Genomic DNA, 24,928 nt, shown 5'->3' with positions numbered 1-24,928 from the left:
TAGCCATTGCATTGGTAGTACAAATCACATTTTATTATTTGTTTACTAAATTCTGGGCATGAGCAATATAGATTGGACCGTTCTTATTTTTACACTTGTTGCAGTGGTTGTTTACGGCGTATTTATCGGTCGTGGCCAAAAAAGCAACGAATCCTACCTGAAAGCAGATAATAAAATGCCCTGGTACATTGTGCTGATAGGTATTATGGCCACACAGGCAAGTGCCATTACTTTTCTTTCAGCACCCGGTCAGGCTTATACAGACGGAATGCGTTTCGTTCAGTATTACTTTGGTTTGCCTTTGGCGATGATTGTTATCTGTATCACTTTCATCCCGATTTTTCAGCGCTTAAATGTTTATACGGCCTATGAATACTTAGAAAACCGTTTTGATAAAAAAACAAGGGTACTCACTTCACTGCTTTTTCTTTTTTCCAGAGGCTTGTCGACAGGAATCAGCATTTATGCTCCGAGTATCATCTTGTCAAGCGTTTTAAACTGGAATATTTACTTAACCAATGTTTTAACAGGTGGAATTCTGATGATTTATACCTATGTTGGTGGTGCAAAAGCAATCGCTCACACCCAAAAACTACAGTTTCTGATTATTCTGGGAACAATGGCTTTTGCAGGGTATCTGCTTATTCAGAATATGCCGAATGGAATTGGTTTTAAGGATGCACTTTATCTGGCGGGGAAATCCGGAAAGCTCAATGTCATCACTACAGAATTCGACTGGAAAGATAAATACAATATCTGGAGCGGGCTGATTGGCGGTTTTTTTCTGGCACTTTCTTACTTCGGGACTGACCAGAGTCAAGTCGGAAGGTACATTACGGCGAAAGATAATACCAATGCAAAAATGGGCTTGCTGTTGAATGGATTGGTTAAAATTCCGATGCAGTTTGCTATTCTCCTGATCGGTGCTTTGCTTTTCGCTTTCTTTTCTCTAAAACCAGCTCCGATTTACTTTAACGAACGCTCGTATCAACATTTAAAGGAAACACAACCTGAACAGGCTGCGGTTTTTGAAAAAGAACATCAGGATTTGCAGGCAAAATTTAATGCAGAATCGAAAGAAATTCTACAATTGAAAGAGACCCAATCCCCTCAACTTAAAGAAAGAATTCAGGATTTTAAAGACACACAAACTGAAGTGAAAGAACTTCACGGAAGGGTAGAAGAAGCAATCAATAGATCAAACTATAATGCGGAGAAAACGGATACCAATTATATTTTTCTGTATTTCGTAAAAAATACCTTGCCTGTAGGAATGATCGGTTTACTGTTTGCCGTCATTTTTCTGGCCAGCTGGGGTTCAATTTCCGCAGCATTAAATTCCCTTGCGGCTTGCTCATTAAAAGATGTTCATTTGATATTTAAAAAAGAAATTCCTGATGATGCAACCGAATTGAAGTATAGTCGCCTTCACACTTTAGCATGGGGGATCTTCTCAATCGGCGTAGCAATGTTTGCCACTCAAATGGGTTCTCTTATTGAAGCCGTTAATGTATTGGGCTCCCTTTTCTACGGCCCGATATTGGGGATTTTTCTTGTCGCATTTTACTATAAAAAAATCACCGGTTCAAATGTATTTATTTCTGCAATATTATCAGAAATTGTGGTTATTGCCGTTTATAACTTCGATATCGTTTCTTTCCTTTGGCTTAATGTAATTGGAGCTGCGGCAGTCATTTTATTTTCAGCAATAGGGTTATTGTTTTATAAGCCGAAAGCCGTAAATTCGTAAACAAACAAAGTAAACATACAAACAAAAATATTATGAAAACCATCATTAAATCTGCTGTTGTCCTTGTTGCGACTATGACAATCTCCATGAATGCCTTTGCACAGGAAACTAAAAAACCAGCAAGTCCTGCAGCTACTGCAACAGGAAAAATTAAAGATGCAACCATTACAATTGCCTACAGCAGTCCTTCTGTAAAAGGTCGAACAATTTGGGGTGGTCTAGAAGCTTATGATAAAGTTTGGCGTGCGGGTGCCAATGAAGCTACCACTTTTGAAACCAGCAAAGACATTACCGTTCAGGGTAAAAAACTTCCTGCAGGTAAATACAGCTTTTTCTTAATCCCTAAAGAGTCCGGAACCTGGACTGCGATTTTTAACCAGGAGGCAAAACAATGGGGTGCTTATAAATACGAAGAAGCTAAAGATGCTTTACGTGTTGATGTAAAAACAAAAGCTTTACCAGCAACACAGGAAACTTTAGTGTATAAAGTAAACAATAATGGATTCACAATGAATTGGGATAAAATATCAGTTCCTGTAGAGATAAAATAAATGTAAATATGAAAAATTAAAATCCCGTTCATTCGGGATTTTTTGTTTAAAATTTTGATAATGTATCAAAGATTACTATTTTAAATTACAGTAATATTGTCTGTCTTGTTTTGCAAAAGCTTTACAACAAGCTCATTTAAAATGTCATTACTTGCTCAATGTCAAAAGATTTATTTCTTGTCTTTAAAGGCATATAAATAAGTATTGAGGTTCAGAAATAAATAAAATACATTTCGATCCTGTCAGTTATTAAAGGATATGTAGAATTCTTATTCAACAGAAACATCAAAATCCTACAATACCAATTACAACGCACAACCCTTCAAAATACCCTTAAAGCAGAAGTACCCACAAACCTTCAGAGGCAAACCCATCCAAAAATGGCAGATCGAAAAACTCAAAGTAGGGGAGACCGCCAGCAAAGGCAAAATTCAGTTTTAGCAGTTACAATATGATTCAGTAATTTAAAAATATTTTCATCAACTGGTTGTTGAGAAACCATTAATGTTTTTAATGCATCATTATAATGTTGTTCAGCAGGTTGCATTTTATAGATGTATTTTTCACCATCTACAATAAAAACGGCATTATTATATTTTGGATTTTCTTCATTTAGAAAGTTGTTACAAAAAATAATAATTGAAACTGATCCATTTATAAATAGGTTGGCTGTCACTGCTAAATCAAATTCATTATCTGGTCGTATAACCAAATCTTTAGCATTAATATCACCGTCCATCACTGAAAATCCCTGTTTTAAAGATGCAGGAATTTCATTGTATTTAGTCGTTACTGTTTTCATTAGGAAAGTTCAGGATAAAAACCATTGATGGAGAAAGCATTTCAATAGCTCTTAAAAAATTCAAAGGGCAAATAAATCTATGGTGGTTTGATTTTTTGGTTTTGGCTAGGCAATTGCAAGAGCATGTATGAGTCCTCGTTGTGAGTGGTGATCATCACTTTGGCGAGTGCAATTTTTGGAACCAGGGTGTATGGATATGTAAGGGAAAAATTACTGCACTATTTTTTTAGTATCTTCAATACTATCCTAATTTACATGAGATTTGCTATTTGAGTTAACAGTTTAAAATCTAATAATTGTATTTTTCGACCTTCCATCATAATTAGTTTATCCTGTTTAAAACCATGAAGTATACGTGCCAACGTTTCACTTGCTGTTCCTGCCATATTAGCTAAATCGGAACGAGACAATGTAATAAAAACAATAGCATCATCTGAGCTGTTTAGTTTGTACTTATCATACAAAATAAGCAGACTTAGGGCTACACGTTCCCGTACAGTTCTTTGAGAGAGAACGGTCATTAAATTTGCCATGACACTAAACTCGTGACTTAGGCATTTTAAAAGTAACCTAGAAAATATGGCAGATTTAGTAAGTAAAGAAAGGAAATCATCCTTTGAAATAAAAGAAATCACAGAGTTTTCAAGAGTTTGGGTAGTATCGCCATAAGACTCTTCGCTTAAAATAGCTGAATATCCAAAAAATTCTCCCGCATTGTAGATATAAATAATCTGCTCTCTTCCGTCATTATCAACTTTATACTTTTTAACTTTACCTGATTTTAAATAAAAAACGCCATTGGGCATTGTACCATCGGTAAATATTGCTTCGCCTTTTCGGTAATTTTTATGATGCATTACTCGAGTAAACGTTTCTTTATCACCCTCCGGAAGTTCTTCAAAGAGATATTGGTTGTTAAAAATGAATTTTGAGATCATAATCTAGTACAAATCTAACTTATTTTAATTAATCGCAATTTTGATTTAAATCAAATTTCATCGAGATGTAGGTCATTCTATTCTGACATTAAACAACCTAATTTTACAGTTATAATAAATTGATTTTGATATGGAATATTTAGAACAGTTAAAAGATATAGGAATTAACAATACAAAGGAAGTCTATTGGAATTTATCGCAGTCTCAACTAATATCACAGACGCTAAAGAAAAGTCAGGGGGTCATCACTCACTGCGGAGCATTAGCTTGTGACACTGGTGAATTTACAGGACGATCACCTAAGGATAAATATATTGTAAAGGATGAGAACACCAAAGATTCCATTTGGTGGGGAGAAGTTAACCATCCGTTTCTTTCTGAAGATTTTGACAGATTGTACAGCAGTGTTGCTGCCCATCTTTCTGCAAGAGATATTTATGTGAAAGATGCCTATGCCTGCGCAAAGGCTGAATATCAATTAAATATCCGGGTAATTACTGAAAAACCATGGCAGAGCCTATTCGTTAACAATCTATTTTTAAGACCTACTGACAAACAATTAGAGACCTTTCAGCACGAGTGGCTCATATTAGTCGCTCCTGAGTTTAGAGCTGTTCCGGAAGTAGATAAGACACGTCAGCATAATTTTACTGTTATTAATTTTTCAAAAAAGATCATTCTTATTGGTGGAAGTGCCTACACCGGAGAGATCAAAAAGGGAATTTTTACGGTTTTAAATTACATACTTCCTCATAAGAAAAATGTGCTTTCGATGCATTGTTCGGCTAATATTGGTTTACAAGGAGATACAGCTGTGTTTTTTGGGCTTTCAGGAACAGGTAAAACTACCCTTTCAGCAGATCCGTCCAGAAAATTAATTGGCGATGATGAACATGGATGGGACAATCAGAATGTCTTTAATTTTGAAGGCGGCTGTTATGCGAAATGTGTGAATCTGAGCGAAGAGAAGGAACCCCAGATTTTTTCTGCTATCCGCTTTGGAACTTTGCTTGAAAATGTACGTTTTGTTGACGGAACAGATATCGTTGATTATGACAATATTTCCGTTACTGAAAATACTAGAGCGGCTTATCCTATTGATTTTATCGATAATGCAGTACATCCATCAGTTGGTGGAGTACCGGAAAATATTTTCTTCTTGACCTGTGATGCTTTCGGTGTACTTCCTCCCATCTCAAAATTAACTGTTGGACAAGCGATGTACCATTTTATTTCGGGATATACTGCAAAAGTAGCAGGAACAGAAGCAGGAATTACAGAACCCCAGACCACATTTTCGGCATGTTTTGGAAAACCCTTTCTACCATTGCCTCCAACAACTTATGCGGAATTGTTAGGAAAAAAATTGATAGAAAATAAGGTGAAAGTCTGGTTGATTAATACAGGATGGTCTGGAGGATCATATGGAACCGGAGAGCGTATTAAACTTTCTTACACCAGAGCCATGATTGCGGCAGTATTAGAAAAAAAGTTGGAGGATATAGATTTTGTGCGTGATGCTGTATTTGGATTAAAGATACCCATAGAATGTGACGGAGTACCTTCTGAAATCCTAAATCCCAAAAATACATGGGATGATAAATCTGCATATGATGAAACAGCCTTAAACCTCGCAGCGCAATTCAGATTGAACTTTAAATCGTTTGAATCGTTTGCGAACGAACAAATCATGCAGGGGGCACCTGTTCTTGATGTAAATCCCATGAAAAGTAATTAAAATTTAAGCTAAGATTGATATGGTTAGAAATAGTATTGATATGAAAATTCATGAAAACATTTTATACACAGAGGATCATGTATGGATTAGAATAGAAGGCAATACCGCATATGTGGGAATCACCGATTTTGCCCAGAAAGAGTTAGGCGGCATTATCTATGTTAAAATCAAAACTTTAGGAAAAAAATTAAAACAAAATGAAATATTTGGTACTATTGAAGCTGTGAAAACTGTTTATGATTTTATAATGCCTATTGCGGGAGAAATTATTGAAATCAATCCAAAATTAGTTTCCAATCCTCATCTGATAAATTCTGACCCTTATGGAGAAGGTTGGATTGCTAAAATAAAAATGAATAATCTTTTCGATGTAGAGTGGTTATTGCGATCAAGCTCATATTCAGTTTTAATCAATTTATAAGAGAGTCTGAAGATGGTGAAAATAAAGAAAACGGCACTTATACAAAACATCACATTCTCGGTGGAAAAAAGACGGAATTTGCCGGTTATGGAATGCCTCTTCAATATACAGAAATACAGCAGGAACATGAGGCCACAAAAAAAGGTGTTGTTATTTTGGATGCCTCACATATGGGTAAGATTTTAATTAGTGGAAAAAATACTTTTGACTTAGTTCAAATGATTACTTTAAATAAGACCACACAATTTACTGACGGAACACTACATTATAGTTGTATGCCCGATAGCAAAGGTATTATCGATGATCTGATGGTTTATATTATTGTTGAAAATGAATATCTATTGGTGGTTAACGCTTCAAAAATCCGGAAAGTTATAGATTGGATTCTTGCACGTCATATTTTTAATGCAGAAATAACAAATATTACGGATAGTATAACTCTAATAATTGTACAAGGCCCCAAAGCTTTGCAAACTCTTCAAAAACTGACAGATATCAATTTGAAAGACATTGATTGTACAAAATTCAATATCGGTGAATTAGCTTGTATTTCCAAAGTGATGATCTCATCATCTGGATATACAGGAGCAAGAGGGTTTGAAATATTTGTAGAAAATAAATATGCTGAACATGTATGGGATGCCATTTTAAAAGCAGGACAGGATGACAATATTGTTCCTGTCGGTTTAGCGGCAAGTGATACACTTCGTTTGGAAATGGGATTTTTTTCTTTATGGAAATAATTACTGATGATGCCTTTTATTAGCAACAGACTCAAATTCGCATAAGATCAGAAATACACTATGTGGTGTTATAAACCAAAGCAAACTAAACCAAATCAAATATGATTATTCCTAAGAATCTTTACTATACTAAAAACCATCTTTGGTTAAGGAAAATTGGATTGTGTGATTTTTGTATTGGCATCACTGACTTTGCTCAAAAAGAAACAGGAAAAATTGACTTGATAGAATTGAATGTAGAAAAAAACAGATTGGCGAAATCAGCTTTATGGGGCGTGATTTATGGAACTAATGCAACATTTTCTCTAATTGCACCTTGTGAATGCGAAATCACAACAATGAATACTGTTTTAAATACTCATCCTTCGCAGATTAATTTAGATCCATATGATTCTTGGGTTTTGAGTATTTCAGCTAATATATCTACACAAGAATTTTTAACCCAAGAAGAATATTTAAAATTAATACGATGATTTTTAAACATATAAAATTAAATATTGATGTCAAAGACAGCGAGTTCAATTCGCTCTATCCTCCTCGTATAAAAGAATTGGCAGAGCGTCATTGGACACCTGTTGCCGTTGCAAAGATGGCAGCTCATTATTTAGCAGAAACCTCAGATAGTAGAGTGTTGGATATCGGTGCTGGGGCCGGTAAATTTTGTTTGGTAGGAGCTGCTTCAACATCAGGTAAATTTTGCGGGGTTGAGCAGAGACAATCTCTTATAAAAATATCAAAAAAGATTGCTGGCAAATATAATATTAACAATGTGAACTTTATACATTCTAATATCAAGGAAATTTCCTTTTCGGATTATGATGCATTCTATTTTTTTAATTCATTTTACGAAAATATTGATCATACGTGCTCAATTGATGACGAGGTACAAAAGGACAGAGAATTATATGATGAGTACTCAGATTATGTCAGAAATCAACTTGATAAAACACCTATAGGAACACGTTTGGTAACGTATTGGAGTAAATGGGACGAGATTCCGAAAAGTTTCGATTTAGATAATACTGCTTGCAATGGATTGCTGAATTTTTGGAAAAAGGTGGTCTAGAAAGCTTTTAAAGAAGTCTCCTTGTATTTAATAAGATTAACTATGGGATATTATAGAAAGGACGGAAAAGCCACATAGTTTTTTAAATTGCTAATTTTTTTTTTAAAACCTTTTGCAATTGGACTTAAATCTTTGATTTCTTGAAATATTTCTTTAAAGATTGGATTACAAATTTAATAACTACTGACTATTTTCTTAAACATAAAAAGGATGTTTCATCACAGAGGTAAAAGCAGAACTTATTTTCACAATCTTAAACTCGCCTCAGCTCTTTCTTTTGTTGCAGGCATTGTTAATATTACAGGAGTGCTGTCAGTAAAAGTTCTTACAACTAATATAACTGGGCATTTTGCTTTTTTTTCTGAGGAAATTCTATTAAATAAATATCGAACAGCTTTTGTTTATCTGCTTTTCATTCTCTGTTTTCTCATGGGATCTTTTACGTCTAGTTTTATTATTGAATTTTTATCAGAACGTAAGAAGATTCGTCCGCATCTAATTCCCCTATTAATCGAAATTTTGCTTATTTCTTTGATTGGTCTTTCTGGTTTCAAGGAAGTAAACCTTAAGCTGACACCAAATATCATTGCATTCATACTCCTTTTTGCAATGGGAATCCAAAACTCTTTAGTAACCAGAGTTTCGCAGTCTGTGGTAAGGACAACACATCTTACAGGGTTATTTACGGATTTAGGAATAGAGCTTTCTCAAATATTTTTCTCTAAAGAAGAACTGAAATATAATCAGCTTAAAAAAAATATATTTTTGAAACTTGCCATCATACTATTTTTTTTTTGTGGATGTGTGATAGGAGGATGGCTCTATCAAATCTTTTATATAAAAGTACTTCTATTTGCATCGGGAGTTCTACTTTTTACGGTTTGGTATGATAAGATATTATATCGATACTATTTTTTAAAAAGAAAATTGAGATAGACTCTTGAGTCATATCTCATTTATTTACTTTAGTCATTTAAAAATTACTGAATTTTCTTGTTTGTTAACCATAAAATTAAACACTAATTCAATGATATTGATACCGTATAATTAATGTTTAAGATTCAAGGTTGAAATATTTTATTGGAGTATGAACTGACAGTAATTTCAGATTTTTGTTAAATTTTAGCTAAACAAAGTCTTGCCATTAAATAACTGACTGTAGACTCTGCCCCTTGGTTCAAATTAACACTTTTTTCTTCCAATCCATCATAACATCCGCCCGTTGCGGGATTATAAATAATTCGATTCAAATGATTTTTTCCCAGAAACCAGTTGAAAGCATCCTGCATCATTTCGGAATAAGATTCATCTCCGAAACATTCTTGAAATTTTGATAATGTTAAAATGGTATAAACAACATCAATCGGTTGTTCACCGCCGTTTGAATGTAATTTTATTTCGTGTTTCTGAAGCCATCCTTTGTTAGAGATTACTTTTATAGCATTATTTACGAATATCTGTGACAAAAGAAATTGAAAGGATTCCAGAGCAATTTTTTTATAACTATTTTTTCTGGTAGCCATCCATGCGCATAACATGGCTTCCGGTAAAACGCTGTTTCCATAGGTGAGATAACTTTCAAACCATTGCCAGTTTTCTTTAGCCTCATGAAGATACATTCTTTCCAATCGACCAGCTAATAGATCTAGTAAAGTTATATTCTTATCAGAGTTCTGATAATACAAACCTTTTATGATGAAGGCCATTGCTCTGGTTGAATATATTTCTTGTACAAAAGGAAGATTTTTCTGAATAATTATTTCCGCTTTTCCTACAAGATGTTTGTTAAGAATATTTCTTTTTGAGATCAAATATCCTAAAGCCCAAATTGCTCTTCCATTGGAATCTTCTAAGTTGGTCTCATAATTCTGTTGCGTAAACTCTTTTTCCTCGTTTACATAATTTAGAAAACTACCATCAGGCTGTTGGCAGAATTCTACAAAATCAAGATAAATCTCAATCAATTTTACATCGTCTTCCTCTCGGGTTTGTTCAAAATGTTGACAGATAGCAATTAAAGCACGGGCATTGTCATCTAAGGTATATCCAGAGTCAATATCAGGTTTATTGATTTTAGAAAACTGAATCATCCCAAAATCTGTGGTCATATTTTGAATATGAAGTAAATTGATTTCAGGTACAGCGTATTGCAATTGAATTTTTTTTGCACCCAATTTTTCAAAAAGTTGAGCGTGAGATATGGATGAGTTTTCCCAAGCGGTAGAAGCCATTTTTTCCAGTGCATTAGTTTTGAGTAGCTCTTGTATTTGTTCATTTTTCAAAACTTTATTGACTTCAGTTGCCAATTGTATTGGCGATTCAAAATCAATAATAATTCCTGTTTCTTTTTTCAAAACTTCCACGGCGTGTGGAATCGGCGTGGAAATGATAGGACATCCGCAGCTGATTGCATAAGAAAATGTACCGCTTACAGCTTGATTTCTGTCTTTTGAGGTGAAAAGATAAATATCTGTTAATTGCAGATATTCAAGTAACTCATCTAGAGGTAAATATTCATTAACAAATCTGACGTGATTTTCCAAACGAAGATCCTGTACCGTTTTTTCAAGAAATTGACGGTATTCTTCGCCATCATTTTTTACGATTCCCGGATGTGTTTTTCCGATTACTAAAAATAAAACATCAGGATGATCAACTATGATTTCCGGTAATGCTTGCAAGGTCGTTTCGATATTTTTTCCAGAACCTAATAACCCAAATGTTGACAGTATTTTTTTTCCATTCAGATCATATTTATCTTTTAATGCAATTTTATCCGTAAGAGGGAGAAGATGTGTTCCATGAGCAATAATATTTATTTTTTCTAACAGAATTCCATATTCTTTTGACAAGATTACAGCAGAAATTTCTGTCATTACAATGATAGATTGGCAGTAATGTGCAATTTCCTGTACTTGTTTTTTCAATTGCAAATCAGGACTTGGTAGAACAGTATGAAACGTAATGATAATATCTTTTTCCAACAATTTAAAAAATTGTGATAATCCATTTTTTATGGTAGAGAAAAATCCAAATTCGTGCTGTAGTACCACCAAATCAATTCTGTTATTTTGATTAATTTGATTTGCTAATTGCACAAATGAGTTAAAATCTGAAGTGTTGAGACGATAAGAAGTTTTTTCAATATAATCATAGTGCTCGTCTTCAGTTTCGATAGGGCATATGATAGTATTGAATGAATCTCCAAATTTCGTATTTAAGCTTTTGATAAGATCCTGAGAGTAAGTAGCAATACCACAAACCTTCGGCGGGAATGAGGTGATAAAGACAATTTCGGGTAGATATGGTTCAGGATGAACTATCGAATTAATAACCTTAGGCATTGTTTTTTTTGTCCTTCTAATTACATTGTCTGTATTCATGTTTTCCATTCTAATTTTTTTAAAGGTTATTATCTTCATTATCTGGATACTTATAGATAATCAGTTCATCCAGTAGTTCTGAAATGCTCAACGAAACGACTGCAATTCTTTGATCAGCAACACCGTAATAAATATATAGCGTATCATCTTCAACCACAGCGCCTGTAGGAAAACATACATTATTAACTTCACCTTTCAATTCCCATTTTTCTTGCGGTTTGAAAAGAGGATAGGGAAGTCTCGAAATTTCCTTTCCGGGATTATTTAGATCCAGCAAGGCTGCACATGCTGAATATACATACCCTTCAACGGAATCATGTACACCATGATAAATAATAAGCCATCCTCGCTCTGTTTCAATAGGGGGACAACCACTTCCGATATAGCTGATCTCGTGCTCATGCTTAGGTGACAGCACGATATGTTCTTTGAATTTATGAAAATAGTTGTTCCAGAACTTAGATGTTAAATCTTCAATTTTTTCAATGCCGGCGACTAATTGTACATCAGGTTTAATACGAATCAGGAAATAAAATTTATTATTAATTTTCCTTGGAAAAAAGACGAGATTCTTACACCATAAATAAACTTCTTCCGTATTTTCCTGATGACTTATCTGAAATTCGTTGAAGCGAATATATTTTTCATCATGTGATTTGTCGATTTCTGAGAAATATTTAAATTCTTCAAAGGTAATTTCAGGAACGATAATTCCCAATTTCTTCCAGTTTTTTAGATCTTTAGAAATCGCTAAGGCTCCCAAAGCATTGATGCCATCATAGGCTGTGTAGGTAAGATAGAAAACATCTTCAATTTTAATGATTCTGGGATCTTCAATACCATGTTTCTCATATTCAAATTCAGGTTGTAATATCGGATATTCATATCTTTCCTGAACCTCTAAAGGATTTAAAAGTGAGCAATAACCAATTGTAGAAATATTTCCTTTGGCTACTGCTCTGTAAAAAAGATGTATTTCGTTACCATCTTTTATAACAGCAGGATTCAGTACGCCATCATATTCAAAGTCTAATTCTGTTTTTTTAAGTAGGATTCCCTCCTTTTTTACAGCGATCATTATTGATCCTTTAGTTTATTTTGATCTTCTTTTTCTTTACGTTTTGCTAGTTTATCAACACGTTTTTCTTTTGTTGTTTTAGAAGCAACCGTTTTATCCGTAGATTTTTTATTATCTTTTTCTTTTGACATTTTGTATTGATTTTGGCTTAAAGTAAAGTTGGTCTATTGTAAACGAAAAACGTTGCAAGAGTCTTTGTAGTTTTTGTATATATCACACATAACTAGAATTTTATGCTCGGGAAATCACATGGTATATTAGCCTTTTTCTTTATTTGTAATCGTTCTTAACGAAACATTATATAATTTTGATGTGTGAAAAAATGGCTTTCCATATTATTGCTTTCTCTGTATTTGGTTTCGACGACTGAACTCAATCAACTGTTGAAATTTCCTACCCTCGTGGAGCATTACAGTGAGCACAAAAAGCTCAACCCAGAAATGAGCTTGCTGGCGTTTTTCAAAATTCATTATGACCATCCAGTAAAAGATGCAGATTATAAAACCGACCGAAAGCTCCCATTTATTTTACATTCTACATTATCTTTAGTATTCACTCTCAATTCAGATTTTTCATTTGAGATATTGGGTAGTGATTACAAATATTTTAAGGTTCACAATATTCCTGCTTTTGATGTAGATTTCTACATCAAAGGTTACTTGCATTCTATTTGGCAGCCGCCAAGAGCCTAATTATTTTATCGGTTAAATAAATATGATCTGAATATTATTAAAATATTCAGACCTAATTGATTCTATAATTTAAATTCAAAAAATGAAAACATACTTTATAGCCATAATTATGGCTCTATTAACAATTGTACCCGCCAACGCACAGACTCGTTTAGAAAAGGCGAAAAAAAAGGCTTCGGAAAATAACGAACTCATTCTGCTCAATTTTTCCGGTTCAGATTGGTGTATTCCGTGTATAAAACTTCATAAAAATCTGATCGAAAAAGAGGATTTCAAGCAATTGTCAAAAGATCAAATCATAGAATTCATTAATGCTGATTTTCCGAGAAGCGAGAAAAATCAACCTTCTGCAGAAATTAAAAAAGAGAATGTTGTTTTGGCAGATCTCTATAACCCAAAAGGTTTATTTCCGTATACAATTTTATTAGATTCTGCAGGAAAAGTTCTGAAAACATGGGAAGGTTTGCCATCGCAGGACGCACTTGCTTTCAGCAATGAGATCCGAAGTTTTTATCAGAAAAAATAATAAAAAATGCAGAAAGAGTTTCGCAAATCCCAAAAATTGATGGGAAATATGTTTGAAATCACAGTCGTTGATGAAAGTGAAACAGTTGCTTTAAAACATATAGAAGCGGCTATTTCGGAAATCGTTAGGATTGAAAAATTGCTAACGACTTACAGCGATGACAGTCAAACCAATCTCATCAACAAAAATGCAGGAATAAAACCTGTAAAAGTAGATGCTGAGGTTTTTCAGTTGATCGAAAGAAGCCTGCGAATCAGTGATATAACTGATGGTTATTTTGATATTTCTTATGGTGGAATCGATAAAGCCTTTTGGAACTTTGACCGTGAAATGGTACAGCTTCCCGATCCTGAATTAGTAAAAAAACATCTCAAACTCGTCAATTATAAAAACATTCTTTTGAAAGAAGAAAATCAAACGGTTTTTTTGAAAGAAAAAGGAATGCGAATAGGTTTTGGAGGTATTGGTAAAGGTTATGCTGCTGAAATGGCGAAAAGAATTCTTTTACAAAGAGATGTTGCTTCGGCGGTAGTAAATGCTTCCGGAGATCTTACAACTTGGGGATCACAGGCAGACGGAAAACCGTGGACAATAGGGATTGCAGATCCCGACAATGCTGCGCTTCCGTTTTCTTATATGAACATCACCAATACTTCCGTGGCAACTTCCGGCAATTACGAGAAATTTGTAGTGATAGACGGTAAAAAATATTCTCACACCATCAATCCCAAAACGGGAATGCCTGTTTCCGGGATTAAAAGTGTGACTATTATTTGTCCGAATGCCGAGATTGCTGATGCGATGGCAACGCCCGTCACGATTATGGGAGTTGATGCGGCAATTGGTCTTGTGAATCAGATCAATCATTTAGAATGCATCATTATCGATGATCACAACAAGATTCATTCATCCAAAAATATCAATTTTAAATAAGATCAAAGACGTTATTTAATCAATATAATCAATTTAAGAATTCCAAATGAAATCAACAGTTTCATTTGATTTTTAATAATCAAACAATAATTTCCAATGAAAAATATTTCAATAAAAATAATAATGGGCTTAGTTGTCTTTTTTGCCCTTTCAATGATCCATTCTTGTACAACAGTAAAAGAATACGAAAAAAGTAAACTCAACGATGCTGAAATGGTTTTGGGAAACCGAACAATTGAAAAAACAGAACTGAGTTTCCAATCTTATCGTGAAGGTTCTTCAGGAGCAAATGCCGGCAAAGTTGGCGGTGGGTGTGGATGCAATTAATTACTAATATTTAAAAAGAATTAAAATGAAAAAAGTAATTATAAGCATCATTGCGCTTTTCGGATTTTTCCATGCTCAGGCACAGGAAAATACCAATACCGAACCATCAAAAAAACTGAGTCTGGATGAGATCAATCTCGTATCAAGCTATTATAAACAAGACGGAAACAATGCTGCGGTAACTGGCGGTGTTGGTTCAGAAAAGCTCACAGATATTTCCAATTCCATAGATGTCGTTATGGTAAAATATGACAAAAAATTCAGAAAGAATAAGTTTACGTTTGATCTTGGGATAGACCATTATACTTCTGCATCGTCAGATATGATTGATCTGAAAGCCAATTCTTCAGCTTCAAGTGCAGACACCAGATTTTATCCTTCACTTGGCTGGAGCCGTGAAAACGAATCAAAAGGAAGCACGATAATGGCTGGCGTTTCATATTCCGGAGAATATGATTATCAGTCGATGGGTGCAAATATTGGTTTTGCTCAAAAGACAGCTAACAGAATGGGCGAGTTTACCGCAAGATTTCAGACATTTATCGATCAGGTATCGATGATTGCACCAATAGAACTGAGGGAAGATTCTTCAGTACAAAGTACTGGGACGAGCGGAAGAAATACGTTTGCATTTTCGCTATCCTATTCACAGATCATTAATAAGAATTTTCAACTGGAATTAATGACTGATGCCGTTCAACAGACAGGTTATCTCAGCCTGCCTTTTCACAGGGTTTATTTTACCGATGGTTCTGTGCATCAGGAAGCTTTGCCGGACAAAAGATTTAAACTTCCGGTAGGGATTCGAGCCAATTATTTCTTTGGAGATAAAATAATTCTGCGAAGTTATTACCGCTATTACACCGACGATTGGGGACTAAAATCTCATACCATCAATATAGAAACGCCTGTGAAAATTTCACCTTTCGTATCGGTGAGTCCGTTTTACAGATACTATTCTCAAAGTGGTGCGAAATATTTTCTGCCCAATCAGCAACATACCGCTTTTAATGATTTTTATACCAGCAACTATGATCTTTCAACCTTCAATAGTCATTTTTATGGAGCCGGAATCCGCATCAATCCAAAAAACGGATTATTCGGAATACAGCGACTCAATATGCTGGAAATCAGATATGGTCATTACACGAAATCCATCGGTATGAAGTCGGACATTATTTCGCTTAACTTAAGATTTAAGTAAAAATGAAGTTATTAATATTAATCATTGTAACCTGTGCAAACATTTGTTTTGGACAGGTTAATAATGATTCAACGAGAATCATCAAGCAGAGTCTGGAAAAATATGATGATAAGGTCTACAAAACCTCTTATAAAAAACTGATAATTCCAACAGTGTTTATAAGTTTTGGCGTCATAAGTTTAAATTCTGATGCACTCAAAAACCTAAACAGCTCTACAAAATATGAAATCGGTGAACATCAACCTAAGCATATTACGCTTGATAACTATACCCAATATTTGCCTGCGGCAATGGTTTATGGCTATAATCTTGCAGGCATTAAGGGAAAGCATAATTTTAAAGAGAGAACGATTATATACGGTACTTCTCAGCTTATTTCTGCTGCATTTACTTTGCCTTTAAAACATTTGGTAAAAGAAGAGCGCCCTGATGGATCTAATAATTTGTCTTTTCCTTCCGGACATACAGCGACTGCTTTTTCTTCTGCACATTTTCTTTTTAGAGAATATCAGGACGAAAATATATGGATTGCATTGTCAGGATATCCCATTGCAATTTTCACAGGAGTTTACAGAGCATTAAATGATAAACATTGGGTAGGAGATGTGGTTGCAGGTGCTGGATTTGGTATCTTAAGTACTGAGATAGCTTATTGGATATTTCCCATCGTCAATAAGATTTTTAATAACAACGAATCAAAAGGTGTAACTTTCATTTATCCTGTCATCCAGTCGAAATCTGTCGGTTTGGGTTTGGTTTTAAATCTTTAAAATTATGCATTATCCATTAGAAAAACATTATGTCAATAGGGTAGGCTGGCTTCGTGCTTCTGTATTAGGAGCCAACGACGGTTTGCTTTCTACTACAAGTATTGTGATTGGTATTGCTGCTGCTAATCCTAGTCGAGATGTCATTATTTTGACTGCCCTCGCTGGGATGATTGCCGGGGCAATGTCGATGGCTGCCGGAGAATATGTGTCGGTGAGTTCGCAATCTGACACCGAAACCGCAGACTTGCAAAGAGAAAAAAAAGAGCTGGAAGAAATACCTGAGATTGAATTGCAGGAATTGGCAAAGATCTATGAAAAAAGAGGAGTCAGCAAGCAAACAGCTTTGCAGGTAGCAACAGAACTTACCTTACATAACGCCTTAGAAGCACACGCAAAAGATGAATTGGGAATTAATGAAATTACTCAGGCAAAACCTTTTTTGGCAGCTGTCGCATCATTCCTTTCTTTCCTCGCTGGCGCATTGCTACCGATGATCTTGGCGATCTTCGCTCCGGAAAAGGAAATGGTCTATTATCAATACGGATTTTCAATAATATTCCTGATGATTTTAGGCGCTATATCTGCTAAAATTGGTGGATCCGATATCAAAAAATCTGTTCTGAGAATCTGTTTCTGGGGAACTGTAGCGATGGCTGTTACCGCTTTAGTGGGGCATTTTTTTGGAGTGAATTTAGAGTAAGTCTACATTTTAATTCTATTATTTTTTTAACATTTAAATTTTAAATATTATGAATGATGCACATTGGCATTTATTGTTAAATCATTTACCTATTATATTTCCTGTTACAGGGCTTTTAATCATGCTCGGTGGATTTATTTTTAAATCTGAAATCGTTAAGCGTACTTCTTACGCTATATTTATTTTAGGTGCGATTTTAACAGTACCTGCTTTTGCAACTGGTGAGGGAGCAGAAGAAACAGTAGAAAATTTGAAAGGGATTGATGAGAAATTCATCAAAATTCATGAGGAGGTGGCAGAAACTTTTGCGTTTCTTTCTTATATTTTAGGAGCTATTTCACTCATCGGGTTTTGGGCAAATTTTAAAAAGAAATCATTTTCAAACATCATTTCATTTGTAACCATTATCTTTTCCTTAGTTGTTTTGTATTTTGCAAAACAAGCTGGAACTACCGGTGGCAAAATAAGACACACAGAAATTCGGAATAATGGTAATTCTTCTGTGAGTTCCGAGAAACAAGATGAAGATTAATACATGATTAATACTGAAAAACAAGGTTTGCTGCAATTGCTTAAAATTGCAGCACCTTTTATCATCGTTACAAGCTTATATTCTTGTGTGGTTTTAGGATTAGAAGAATATTTTGGGGATCATATCTATAAAATTTCTGGTCAGATAGGCTCTGTTTTTGGTTTGGCTGTGGCATTCTTTCTAGGTTTCAGGATGAATTCTGCTTACGACAGATGGTGGGAAGGTCGAAAAATATTTGGCGAATTGACCAATAATACCAGAAGTTTTGTGACGAAAATTTATGTTTACTACCAAAATAAAGAGCATTTTAATGTAACAGATTCTGAAGTGCAGAAGAAAAATGCGGAAGATTTAATTGATCTCACTATTTTGTACATCAGGCAGTTTAAAAATGAAATGCATAATAATCCAAAACCTATATTTCAGACTAAAGAAGTAGATTTTGTAAATAGTTTTGGAATAAATTTAAAGCATAAAATATCCACCGAAATATTAATCGCAATCTCAAAAAGTATTGAGAATAGCTTTTTAAGACAATCAAATATTGAAAAGTCTGATTTAATGCAGCACATCAATCGTTTTTATGATATTCAGGGAAAAGCTGAACGAATCAAGAATACTCCATTTTTAATGATTTATAGCGCATTTACAAAAATCATTGTAGGTTTTTATGTTATTCTCATTCCGTTATTTATTGGTGATATCGATCTGGGTGGTGAAGAGAGTGGTTTTGAGTTACTCGCAATCCCTATTATGGTAATTATCAGTACTGCTTTTTTAACGATCAATAAACTCGCAAATCTCTTTGGCGAACCTTTTTCTGAAAACAAAACATCTGTGGCAATCAATGAAATTACCAAAAATTTAGAACAAAACTGCAATGAAGTCAAATCTAAACTGAGTTTTTTTTAGTTATTGATTGTATTTTTTCTTTACTTAAAAATTGTTGTTATAATGAGAAACAGGTTTATTTAATCCCTAATTAGAGCAAAGTTTACCACACTTCCTAGTTCTTTCACCGATTTAAAATTTAACTTATTCATATTTATAATCACTTTGAAAAAGGGTGTTACAAATTGTTATGAAGATTTGCAATAATGAAATTTAAAAATACCAGCAAAAATTAAATGGTCTGTTAAAATATAGGAAGAGTTTTGGCTTAAAAATGAGACACAGAAGTATCACCGGCAAAAAAATCCATTACTGACATCCATACATTTTTGTTTTTATAGCGATCTTTTTTTTCATTGTGTATATAATTTTTATTTAATGGTTCTAAAGTGCTAATCTCCGGATTAGTTTCCTCCCATTTATTCGGAAAATATTCTTCAACGAAATTGATCTCAAGTTTGCAGATACTCATCAGTGAGATAATTAGAGAAAAAACTTTGTCCTGCATATTACAAATTGATGTTCTCCAGTACAGTTTTTCTTCATTCTGAAGCGTTCTCAATCCCAACTGCTCGAGTATTTTGTGATTGAGTTTAATTTTATTCATGATATACAGATTGTATTTCCAAAATAAAAAATTATTGAATTGATCTTTTTTGATGATGTTTTCTTTTAAATACAGAAACTGCTGTTTGAGATAATTTGTCGACATGCTGATTTCCTTTAATATGAATTCATATTTCGCATCCTCTTCAGTATCAATATTCATCTTGATGATCAATTCTGATTTGCTATGAAGTTTTTCCAATTCTTCGATTGAATCGATAACTTTGGTAAGATCTTTATCTAGATTCACGGTAGTATCTGCCATGTAGTAGAACGCAGTAACTTTGTTGTTGTGTATTTCACTAAAGCTTTGTTTATTCTGATCTAAACCAAGCTTTTGTTTATAACGATTTAAAATATTTTCCATATGGTTATTGTTGAGTTTTTTTTATTTTTTGTTCGATTAGGCAAGGACATTTCGGATAATCATTTCAATCACTTCTCCACGATTCTTACTGAGTTTATTTTCAATTCTTGCAATAAGCATTGTATTGACCTCTGTCGAACTGTAAGTCTGAATCTTTTAAGAAGGAATCTTTTTCTTTCAATTTTTTCGATTGTAAAATCAAGTCACCGTTTATTTTGAAATTTTCAATTTTTAACTCATTTCCATAATTTAAAGTGTTTGGTGCAACATAATGATTACTTGGCAAAGATGAATCTTTAGTGAAGCATCGCTGTTATTGATTAAAAACTGATTTTTACAATCATCACACATTTTTGACAAAGAAGTGAGTTATCCCAATGTGTGATAACTGCAAGCCTTTTAATTCTATTTGTAATTCTATGATTTACAAACGGATGTAATTTTACAGTGTTGAAACAATTTAGTTTCTACTAAATGTATTACAAATGAAAACAAACGGAGAATTACAAAAAGATGTGCAGGATGCTATCAAGTGGGAGCCCTTATTACATTCTGCCGAAATCGGAGTCATTGCAAAAGATGGAGTCGTTTCATTGACAGGAATCGTTGATAGTTATGCAAAGAAAGCGGAGGCCGAAGAAGCTGCTAAAAAGATAAAGGGTGTAAAAGCTATTGTTGAAAATATAGAGGTTCATATTCCCAATTCCTATATGAAAAGTGATGTTGAAATTGCCAATGAAGTTCTTGTTGCACTAAAAACAAATTATGCAGTACCTGATGACAGAGTGAATGTAAAAGTTGAAAATGGCAGGGTAACATTAGACGGCGATGTGCATTGGAACTACCAAAAAGAAGCCGCTAAAAATGCAGTTAGCTATTTACCAGGTGTGAAAGCCATTACTAATAACATCATGATCAAATCAAAATTCAATGATATGCTTGAAAAAAAGGATATTGAAAATGCACTGAAAAGAAGTGTCATTGATGACAGCAACATCAATATTTCAGTTTCCGGAACGACTGCAACTTTAACAGGTAAGGTAAATTCATGGCCACACAAAGAAGAGGCAGGTCGTATTGCTTGGAAGACTCCAGGAATATGGCAAGTTAAAAATGAGCTTGATGTGGAGTATGAATATGCCTATTAAAAGATATTAAACTTAATCTGCAACGTAAAAGAAAATACAAATGTGCTTTTAAGTTGTATTAGAAAAATAAAATATGAAAAAATTAAATAATAAAGTTGCCATAATTACCGGCGGTTCAGGAAGTATCGGAAAAGCTACTGCCGAATTATTCTTACAGGAAGGTGCCAAGGTACTTTTGGTAGACCTTTCCGAGGAATCATTAAAAAGCACCGTAGAGGAATTAAATAATGAGCACGTAAAGTATTGTGTAGCAGATGTATCAAAAGTTGATGATGTCAAAAAATATACTAAGGAGGCTGTTAAAGTATTCGGTAAAATCGATGTGTTTTTTAATAATGCAGGGATTGAGGGCGTAGTAAAACCTATTATAGATTATCCTGATGATATTTTTGATCAAGTTATTTCAGTAAATGTAAAAGGAGTTTGGCTAGGCAATAAATATGTATTACCACAGATGAATGATGGAGGAAGTATAATTATGACTTCTTCTGTTGCCGGGATTGTAGGCTTTGTTGGTTTAGGCGCTTATGTTACTAGCAAGCATGCCGTTGTTGGTATTATGAAAACGACTGCCCTTGAAGCAGCATCACGAAAGATCAGAGTGAATTCGGTACATCCCTCACCGGTTAATAACAGAATGATGCGTTCGATAGAGGAGGGTTCATCATCGGGACATGGTGATGAGGTTAAGAAACAATTTGAGGCAGCTATACCTTTGGGACGTTACGCAGAATCATCGGAAATCGCAAATCTGGTATTATTTCTTGCGAGTGATGATAGTAAATTTATTACCGGAACTACACAAATTATAGATGGTGGCATGTGTGCACAATAATTATGAGCTTACAATAAACTTCTAGAGTTGGGTTATTCTGTAAAGGACAAATAAATGCTTAACACAAGGTAAAGGCTTTCAAAAAACAAACTGTTATCAAAACAAATGTTACAAACTGTTGAATAATATCACTTCAACAAAAATTTGGAGATTATGAAAAATAAAATAACAAAACTGTTAGCAATGGCAATCATGTCAGTTGCATTTACAACCATCGTTTTGGGTCAGAAGGTTGACAATAGAGTAAATAATGCATCTTATATTAAACCTGAGAAAATATTAAGGAGTGATGTCCCTAAAGATGTGATTGAAAATTTTGTTATAGACCATCCTGCAGTACAAAATGAGCAGTGGAGAGGTTATCCGACAGAAGATTTTAGAAATGTTTGGTACGATTATAACCCATCATTAAACTCATCATCAGCTTCAGACTATTTTGTAGCAGAATTTTGGGAGGGTGGAGAACATCAGGAGGGAATGTATTCTAGAGATGGAAAAAAGATTGCGATCCATAAAAAGATTGATTCTCAACTTCCTAAACCAATTTTAGATGCCATCAAAAAAGGAATTTACAAGAACTGGAAAATTGCTAAAGAGAAAGAAGAAATATTCAGAGACTATTCTTTAGATCAGCTAAAAGTGTATAAAATAACAGTTCAAAAAGGTTCTTCAAAACATTTCTTATTTTATTCAGCGGATGGTTCACTCTTAAAGGATAAGATCATCCAATAGAACCGATTTTTAATCAATCAAATTGATCAAATCTCTTCTGCTCAAATTAGATAACGAAAAAAATAATATTACAACTACAAAAATATTAAAATGAAAATACAAATAGGAATAGCAGAGGCTCACCGTCAATCAGTCGTAGATGAGTTAGTGAAATTATTGGCAGATGAAAACATTTTATATGTCAAAACTAAGAATGCCCATTGGAATATTGAAGGTCCGGATTTTTATGATAAACATAAATTTTTTGAATCTCAGTTCATACAATTGGATGCGATCATAGACAGTGTAGCAGAAAGAATACGCTCTTTGGGACATTACGCACCGGCATCATTAAAATCTTATCTCAGTCTCACACATCTTACTGAGGCCAAATCAGAAAAAAATGACAGCGAAGGTTTTATTAAGGAGCTTTTGCAAGATCATCAGAGCATCATCATCAGTATCTGTGAGCACGTTAAATGTTTTGGTGAAGAGTTTCATGATTTAGGTACGGCAGATTTCGTGACAGGCTTAATGCAAAAACACGAAAAGATGGCTTGGTTCTTACGTTCTCATTTAAAAAATTAATATAATGTATCATGAAAACTATCAGTTCTGGGGAATGCACTTTATATGGTGGATACTGTGGGTGGTATTTCTATTTTGGATTTTTGCCATACCCTATAATATTCCCGGACAAAAAAACAAAAAAGATTCACCACTTGATCTTTTAGATAAACGATTTGCTTTGGGAGAGATCAGTAAAGATGAGTATCAGGAAATGAAAAGCATTCTGGGAGGCTAAATATAATTCTAAGATATACTAAATATGTGTTTTTCAGCGAATGCAAGTTTTACATCAGGAGTCGTTCTTACCGTAATTGGTATCGCTTGTCTCAAAAAAACGCCACATCCTTCGACACAGTTATTTGCGAGTATTCCATTACTATTCGGGGTTCAGCAAATAGCGGAAGGGATTTTGTGGATTACGATTTCCAATCCTGATTATCGGAATACGCAGAAAGTATTTACCTGTCTGTTTTTGTTTTTTGCGCAAATTCTTTGGCCTTTTTGGGTTCCGCTATCAATCTTAATGCATGAGAAGAATGACAAAAAGAAGAAGATTCTGAAAGTTTTTCTGGCTACTGGTATAATGGTGAGTGTATATTTATCGTGTTGCTTATTATCATTTAATGTAGACGCAAAAATAGAAGGTCGACATATCAGATATATTCAAGATTATCCTTCAATCTTCAGAGGCTATGGTACTGTTTTGTATGCTGTTGCCACAGTAGCTCCGGCTTTCTTTTCTTCGATCAGAAAAATCTGGATCTTCGGTGTTGCCATAGTCATATCTTATGTTGTTTCAGCGATTTTTTATGAGCATTATGTTTTGTCTGTCTGGTGTTTTTTCTCAGCAATTATCAGTTTGTCTATATATTTAATAATCAGAGACATAAGAGCTTCTGAAAATATAAAAGTTTATATTGGTGCATCCTAGTTTAAAACGACTACCTTTGATATAATTGACCTGGTCACATCTTTCTTTTTTTCTGAATTTCTTGTAAGGCGTATCCTTATTCATTTTGACCAAAATATCTTAATAATCGTTATATAATGCAAACACCAATAACACGATATGAAGTTATACATCAAATATATGGTCAGTCTTCGTTGCAAAATGGTTGTGCAGGATGCTCTGGAAGCCTTAAAGATAAAATACTTTTCCTTAGAACTTGGATTGGTAGAAACGTGTGAAAAAACCAGTATTAAAAAACGAGAGCAACTTGCTGCAATTTTAATAAAATCTGGATTACAGCTACTGGATGATAAAAGAAGTATTCTCATCGAAAAAATAAAAACGGTGATTATTGAGATGATTCATTATTCAGATGAGATTCCGCATGAAAATTTTTCAGATTTTCTCAGCAAAAAATTAGGGTATGACTACACTTACCTCGCCAATATATTTTCTGAGGTGAAGGGCATTACAATACAGCATTTCATCATTTTGCATAAAGTTGAAAGAATAAAAGAACTTCTTCTTTATGATGAATTAAATCTTTCTGAAATTTCTTATCAGCTTAATTACAGCAGTGTTGCGCATTTATCCAATCAATTCAAAAAGATAACAGGTCTTACACCTTCGTATTTTAAAAAGTTGGGACAAAAAAGAAAACAAAATCTAGAAGATTTTTGATACGATATAATATTAA

General features: G+C 34.0%; 30 protein-coding genes. 24 read left to right on the top strand and 6 right to left on the bottom strand.

Going from position 1 to position 24,928, the window contains the following annotated elements; genetic code table 11:
• The first annotated feature begins 58 nt into the window (after positions 1-58).
• Both MQX03_RS03890 and MQX03_RS03885 read left to right on the top strand, forming a co-directional pair.
• Positions 59-1,750: a sodium:solute symporter gene (locus tag MQX03_RS03890; RefSeq protein ID WP_242801656.1), complete on the top strand. Its 1,692-nt coding sequence runs from the start codon at positions 59-61 to the stop codon at positions 1,748-1,750.
• A gap of 32 nt (positions 1,751-1,782) precedes the next feature.
• Positions 1,783-2,301: a DUF2911 domain-containing protein gene (locus MQX03_RS03885; RefSeq protein WP_242801654.1), complete on the top strand. Its 519-nt coding sequence runs from the start codon at positions 1,783-1,785 to the stop codon at positions 2,299-2,301.
• Between the two features lie 397 nt (positions 2,302-2,698).
• On the opposite strand, the gene MQX03_RS03880 is transcribed toward MQX03_RS03885, so the two are convergent.
• Together MQX03_RS03880 and MQX03_RS03875 are read right to left on the bottom strand one after the other, a co-directional pair.
• On the bottom strand, positions 2,699-3,103 hold the full coding sequence (locus tag MQX03_RS03880) for a hypothetical protein (protein WP_242801652.1): 405 nt from the start codon (positions 3,101-3,103) through the stop codon (positions 2,699-2,701).
• Positions 3,104-3,354: 251 nt separating this feature from the next.
• Complete coding sequence (locus tag MQX03_RS03875; protein ID WP_242801650.1) at positions 3,355-4,041, bottom strand: Crp/Fnr family transcriptional regulator; 687 nt, start codon at positions 4,039-4,041, stop codon at positions 3,355-3,357.
• Positions 4,042-4,171: 130 nt separating this feature from the next.
• On the opposite strand from MQX03_RS03875, the gene pckA reads away from it, so the two are divergent.
• The 6 genes from pckA to MQX03_RS03845 all read left to right on the top strand — a co-directional run bounded on the left by pckA (position 4,172) and on the right by MQX03_RS03845 (position 8,945).
• Positions 4,172-5,779: a phosphoenolpyruvate carboxykinase (ATP) gene (gene pckA, locus MQX03_RS03870; RefSeq protein ID WP_242801649.1), complete on the top strand. Its 1,608-nt coding sequence runs from the start codon at positions 4,172-4,174 to the stop codon at positions 5,777-5,779.
• A gap of 40 nt (positions 5,780-5,819) precedes the next feature.
• A complete protein-coding gene (gene gcvH / locus MQX03_RS03865; protein ID WP_242801647.1) occupies positions 5,820-6,200 on the top strand; it encodes a glycine cleavage system protein GcvH in 381 nt (126 codons plus the stop codon).
• Complete coding sequence (locus tag MQX03_RS03860) at positions 6,155-6,943, top strand: aminomethyltransferase family protein (protein ID WP_242801646.1); 789 nt, start codon at positions 6,155-6,157, stop codon at positions 6,941-6,943. The genes gcvH and MQX03_RS03860 overlap by 46 nt, the downstream gene beginning before the upstream one ends.
• A 101-nt stretch (positions 6,944-7,044) precedes the next feature.
• Positions 7,045-7,416: a glycine cleavage system protein H gene (locus MQX03_RS03855; RefSeq protein ID WP_242801644.1), complete on the top strand. Its 372-nt coding sequence runs from the start codon at positions 7,045-7,047 to the stop codon at positions 7,414-7,416.
• Entirely contained in the window at positions 7,413-8,009 is a 597-nt protein-coding gene (locus MQX03_RS03850; protein WP_242801642.1) for a class I SAM-dependent methyltransferase, read from the top strand. The genes MQX03_RS03855 and MQX03_RS03850 overlap by 4 nt, the downstream gene beginning before the upstream one ends.
• Positions 8,010-8,219: 210 nt before the next feature.
• Complete coding sequence (locus tag MQX03_RS03845; protein ID WP_242801641.1) at positions 8,220-8,945, top strand: YoaK family protein; 726 nt, start codon at positions 8,220-8,222, stop codon at positions 8,943-8,945.
• Positions 8,946-9,124: 179 nt separating this feature from the next.
• Here MQX03_RS03845 and MQX03_RS03840 read toward each other — a convergent pair whose 3' ends face one another.
• From MQX03_RS03840 to MQX03_RS20445, 3 genes are read right to left on the bottom strand one after another with little or no spacing between them, the layout of a single operon-like run.
• Positions 9,125-11,401 carry a glycosyltransferase gene (locus tag MQX03_RS03840; RefSeq protein ID WP_242801639.1) on the bottom strand — a complete coding sequence of 759 codons (2,277 nt, stop codon included), beginning with the start codon at positions 11,399-11,401 and terminating at the stop codon, positions 9,125-9,127.
• 10 nt (positions 11,402-11,411) lie between these two features.
• The gene (locus tag MQX03_RS03835) at positions 11,412-12,470 is read right to left on the bottom strand and encodes a glycoside hydrolase family 130 protein (protein WP_242801638.1); all 1,059 of its coding nucleotides are present in this window, start codon (positions 12,468-12,470) and stop codon (positions 11,412-11,414) included.
• Complete coding sequence (locus tag MQX03_RS20445) at positions 12,470-12,601, bottom strand: hypothetical protein (RefSeq protein ID WP_262916903.1); 132 nt, start codon at positions 12,599-12,601, stop codon at positions 12,470-12,472. The genes MQX03_RS03835 and MQX03_RS20445 overlap by 1 nt, the downstream gene beginning before the upstream one ends.
• Before the next feature lie 183 nt (positions 12,602-12,784).
• Between MQX03_RS20445 and MQX03_RS03830 the strand changes: the two genes are divergently transcribed.
• From MQX03_RS03830 to MQX03_RS03790, 9 genes are all read left to right on the top strand, one after another.
• Entirely contained in the window at positions 12,785-13,162 is a 378-nt protein-coding gene (locus tag MQX03_RS03830; RefSeq protein ID WP_242801636.1) for a hypothetical protein, read from the top strand.
• Between the two features lie 82 nt (positions 13,163-13,244).
• Positions 13,245-13,688: a thioredoxin family protein gene (locus MQX03_RS03825; RefSeq protein ID WP_242801634.1), complete on the top strand. Its 444-nt coding sequence runs from the start codon at positions 13,245-13,247 to the stop codon at positions 13,686-13,688.
• A 6-nt stretch (positions 13,689-13,694) separates the two neighbouring features.
• Positions 13,695-14,621: an FAD:protein FMN transferase gene (locus MQX03_RS03820; protein ID WP_242801633.1), complete on the top strand. Its 927-nt coding sequence runs from the start codon at positions 13,695-13,697 to the stop codon at positions 14,619-14,621.
• Positions 14,622-14,744: 123 nt separating this feature from the next.
• Positions 14,745-14,948: a DUF4266 domain-containing protein gene (locus tag MQX03_RS03815; protein ID WP_394801738.1), complete on the top strand. Its 204-nt coding sequence runs from the start codon at positions 14,745-14,747 to the stop codon at positions 14,946-14,948.
• Between the two features lie 25 nt (positions 14,949-14,973).
• Positions 14,974-16,152: a DUF3570 domain-containing protein gene (locus tag MQX03_RS03810; RefSeq protein ID WP_242801629.1), complete on the top strand. Its 1,179-nt coding sequence runs from the start codon at positions 14,974-14,976 to the stop codon at positions 16,150-16,152.
• 2 nt (positions 16,153-16,154) lie between these two features.
• The gene (locus MQX03_RS03805; protein ID WP_242801628.1) at positions 16,155-16,922 is read left to right on the top strand and encodes a phosphatase PAP2 family protein; all 768 of its coding nucleotides are present in this window, start codon (positions 16,155-16,157) and stop codon (positions 16,920-16,922) included.
• Between the two features lie 4 nt (positions 16,923-16,926).
• Positions 16,927-17,622: a VIT1/CCC1 transporter family protein gene (locus MQX03_RS03800; protein WP_242801626.1), complete on the top strand. Its 696-nt coding sequence runs from the start codon at positions 16,927-16,929 to the stop codon at positions 17,620-17,622.
• A gap of 49 nt (positions 17,623-17,671) precedes the next feature.
• Positions 17,672-18,154: a hypothetical protein gene (locus tag MQX03_RS03795; protein WP_242801622.1), complete on the top strand. Its 483-nt coding sequence runs from the start codon at positions 17,672-17,674 to the stop codon at positions 18,152-18,154.
• Positions 18,155-18,157: 3 nt separating this feature from the next.
• Entirely contained in the window at positions 18,158-19,066 is a 909-nt protein-coding gene (locus tag MQX03_RS03790) for a bestrophin family protein (RefSeq protein ID WP_242801620.1), read from the top strand.
• Between the two features lie 247 nt (positions 19,067-19,313).
• Here MQX03_RS03790 and MQX03_RS03785 read toward each other — a convergent pair whose 3' ends face one another.
• The gene (locus MQX03_RS03785; protein ID WP_242801619.1) at positions 19,314-20,018 is read right to left on the bottom strand and encodes a hypothetical protein; all 705 of its coding nucleotides are present in this window, start codon (positions 20,016-20,018) and stop codon (positions 19,314-19,316) included.
• 485 nt (positions 20,019-20,503) lie between these two features.
• On the opposite strand from MQX03_RS03785, the gene MQX03_RS03780 reads away from it, so the two are divergent.
• From MQX03_RS03780 to MQX03_RS03750, 7 genes are all read left to right on the top strand, one after another.
• Positions 20,504-21,166: a BON domain-containing protein gene (locus MQX03_RS03780; RefSeq protein WP_242801618.1), complete on the top strand. Its 663-nt coding sequence runs from the start codon at positions 20,504-20,506 to the stop codon at positions 21,164-21,166.
• Between the two features lie 73 nt (positions 21,167-21,239).
• Positions 21,240-22,001 carry an SDR family NAD(P)-dependent oxidoreductase gene (locus tag MQX03_RS03775; protein WP_242801616.1) on the top strand — a complete coding sequence of 254 codons (762 nt, stop codon included), beginning with the start codon at positions 21,240-21,242 and terminating at the stop codon, positions 21,999-22,001.
• Between the two features lie 153 nt (positions 22,002-22,154).
• A complete protein-coding gene (locus MQX03_RS03770) occupies positions 22,155-22,733 on the top strand; it encodes a hypothetical protein (protein ID WP_242801614.1) in 579 nt (192 codons plus the stop codon).
• A 90-nt stretch (positions 22,734-22,823) separates the two neighbouring features.
• Complete coding sequence (locus MQX03_RS03765) at positions 22,824-23,300, top strand: Dps family protein (protein ID WP_242801613.1); 477 nt, start codon at positions 22,824-22,826, stop codon at positions 23,298-23,300.
• A gap of 4 nt (positions 23,301-23,304) precedes the next feature.
• The gene (locus tag MQX03_RS03760; protein ID WP_242801612.1) at positions 23,305-23,517 is read left to right on the top strand and encodes an SHOCT domain-containing protein; all 213 of its coding nucleotides are present in this window, start codon (positions 23,305-23,307) and stop codon (positions 23,515-23,517) included.
• A 24-nt stretch (positions 23,518-23,541) separates the two neighbouring features.
• Positions 23,542-24,213, top strand: a complete 672-nt coding sequence (locus MQX03_RS03755; RefSeq protein WP_242801610.1) for a DUF6629 family protein — start codon at positions 23,542-23,544, stop codon at positions 24,211-24,213.
• A 138-nt stretch (positions 24,214-24,351) separates the two neighbouring features.
• Complete coding sequence (locus MQX03_RS03750) at positions 24,352-24,912, top strand: helix-turn-helix domain-containing protein (protein ID WP_242801609.1); 561 nt, start codon at positions 24,352-24,354, stop codon at positions 24,910-24,912.
• The last annotated feature ends 16 nt before the right edge of the window (positions 24,913-24,928 follow it).

It is taken from the genome of Chryseobacterium aahli (assembly GCF_022699665.1).
Taxonomy (GTDB): Bacteria; Bacteroidota; Bacteroidia; order Flavobacteriales; family Weeksellaceae; genus Chryseobacterium; species Chryseobacterium aahli.
This window is presented reverse-complemented; position numbering and strand designations above follow the sequence as displayed.

Excerpts from the sequence above, each read along its gene's own strand:
- MQX03_RS03890 (WP_242801656.1), top strand. The coding sequence starts at position 59 with ATGAGCAATATAGATTGGACCGTTCTTATTTTTACACTTGTTGCAGTG.
- MQX03_RS03885 (WP_242801654.1), top strand. The coding sequence starts at position 1,783 with ATGAAAACCATCATTAAATCTGCTGTTGTCCTTGTTGCGACTATGACA.
- MQX03_RS03880 (WP_242801652.1), bottom strand. The coding sequence starts at position 3,103 with ATGAAAACAGTAACGACTAAATACAATGAAATTCCTGCATCTTTAAAA.
- MQX03_RS03875 (WP_242801650.1), bottom strand. The coding sequence starts at position 4,041 with ATGATCTCAAAATTCATTTTTAACAACCAATATCTCTTTGAAGAACTT.
- pckA (WP_242801649.1), top strand. The coding sequence starts at position 4,172 with ATGGAATATTTAGAACAGTTAAAAGATATAGGAATTAACAATACAAAG.
- gcvH (WP_242801647.1), top strand. The coding sequence starts at position 5,820 with ATGAAAATTCATGAAAACATTTTATACACAGAGGATCATGTATGGATT.
- MQX03_RS03855 (WP_242801644.1), top strand. The coding sequence starts at position 7,045 with ATGATTATTCCTAAGAATCTTTACTATACTAAAAACCATCTTTGGTTA.
- MQX03_RS03850 (WP_242801642.1), top strand. The coding sequence starts at position 7,413 with ATGATTTTTAAACATATAAAATTAAATATTGATGTCAAAGACAGCGAG.
- MQX03_RS03845 (WP_242801641.1), top strand. The coding sequence starts at position 8,220 with ATGTTTCATCACAGAGGTAAAAGCAGAACTTATTTTCACAATCTTAAA.
- MQX03_RS03840 (WP_242801639.1), bottom strand. The coding sequence starts at position 11,401 with ATGGAAAACATGAATACAGACAATGTAATTAGAAGGACAAAAAAAACA.
- MQX03_RS03835 (WP_242801638.1), bottom strand. The coding sequence starts at position 12,470 with ATGATCGCTGTAAAAAAGGAGGGAATCCTACTTAAAAAAACAGAATTA.
- MQX03_RS20445 (WP_262916903.1), bottom strand. The coding sequence starts at position 12,601 with ATGTCAAAAGAAAAAGATAATAAAAAATCTACGGATAAAACGGTTGCT.
- MQX03_RS03825 (WP_242801634.1), top strand. The coding sequence starts at position 13,245 with ATGAAAACATACTTTATAGCCATAATTATGGCTCTATTAACAATTGTA.
- MQX03_RS03820 (WP_242801633.1), top strand. The coding sequence starts at position 13,695 with ATGCAGAAAGAGTTTCGCAAATCCCAAAAATTGATGGGAAATATGTTT.
- MQX03_RS03815 (WP_394801738.1), top strand. The coding sequence starts at position 14,745 with ATGGGCTTAGTTGTCTTTTTTGCCCTTTCAATGATCCATTCTTGTACA.
- MQX03_RS03810 (WP_242801629.1), top strand. The coding sequence starts at position 14,974 with ATGAAAAAAGTAATTATAAGCATCATTGCGCTTTTCGGATTTTTCCAT.
- MQX03_RS03805 (WP_242801628.1), top strand. The coding sequence starts at position 16,155 with ATGAAGTTATTAATATTAATCATTGTAACCTGTGCAAACATTTGTTTT.
- MQX03_RS03800 (WP_242801626.1), top strand. The coding sequence starts at position 16,927 with ATGCATTATCCATTAGAAAAACATTATGTCAATAGGGTAGGCTGGCTT.
- MQX03_RS03795 (WP_242801622.1), top strand. The coding sequence starts at position 17,672 with ATGAATGATGCACATTGGCATTTATTGTTAAATCATTTACCTATTATA.
- MQX03_RS03790 (WP_242801620.1), top strand. The coding sequence starts at position 18,158 with ATGATTAATACTGAAAAACAAGGTTTGCTGCAATTGCTTAAAATTGCA.
- MQX03_RS03785 (WP_242801619.1), bottom strand. The coding sequence starts at position 20,018 with ATGGAAAATATTTTAAATCGTTATAAACAAAAGCTTGGTTTAGATCAG.
- MQX03_RS03780 (WP_242801618.1), top strand. The coding sequence starts at position 20,504 with ATGAAAACAAACGGAGAATTACAAAAAGATGTGCAGGATGCTATCAAG.
- MQX03_RS03775 (WP_242801616.1), top strand. The coding sequence starts at position 21,240 with ATGAAAAAATTAAATAATAAAGTTGCCATAATTACCGGCGGTTCAGGA.
- MQX03_RS03770 (WP_242801614.1), top strand. The coding sequence starts at position 22,155 with ATGAAAAATAAAATAACAAAACTGTTAGCAATGGCAATCATGTCAGTT.
- MQX03_RS03765 (WP_242801613.1), top strand. The coding sequence starts at position 22,824 with ATGAAAATACAAATAGGAATAGCAGAGGCTCACCGTCAATCAGTCGTA.
- MQX03_RS03760 (WP_242801612.1), top strand. The coding sequence starts at position 23,305 with ATGTATCATGAAAACTATCAGTTCTGGGGAATGCACTTTATATGGTGG.
- MQX03_RS03755 (WP_242801610.1), top strand. The coding sequence starts at position 23,542 with ATGTGTTTTTCAGCGAATGCAAGTTTTACATCAGGAGTCGTTCTTACC.
- MQX03_RS03750 (WP_242801609.1), top strand. The coding sequence starts at position 24,352 with ATGAAGTTATACATCAAATATATGGTCAGTCTTCGTTGCAAAATGGTT.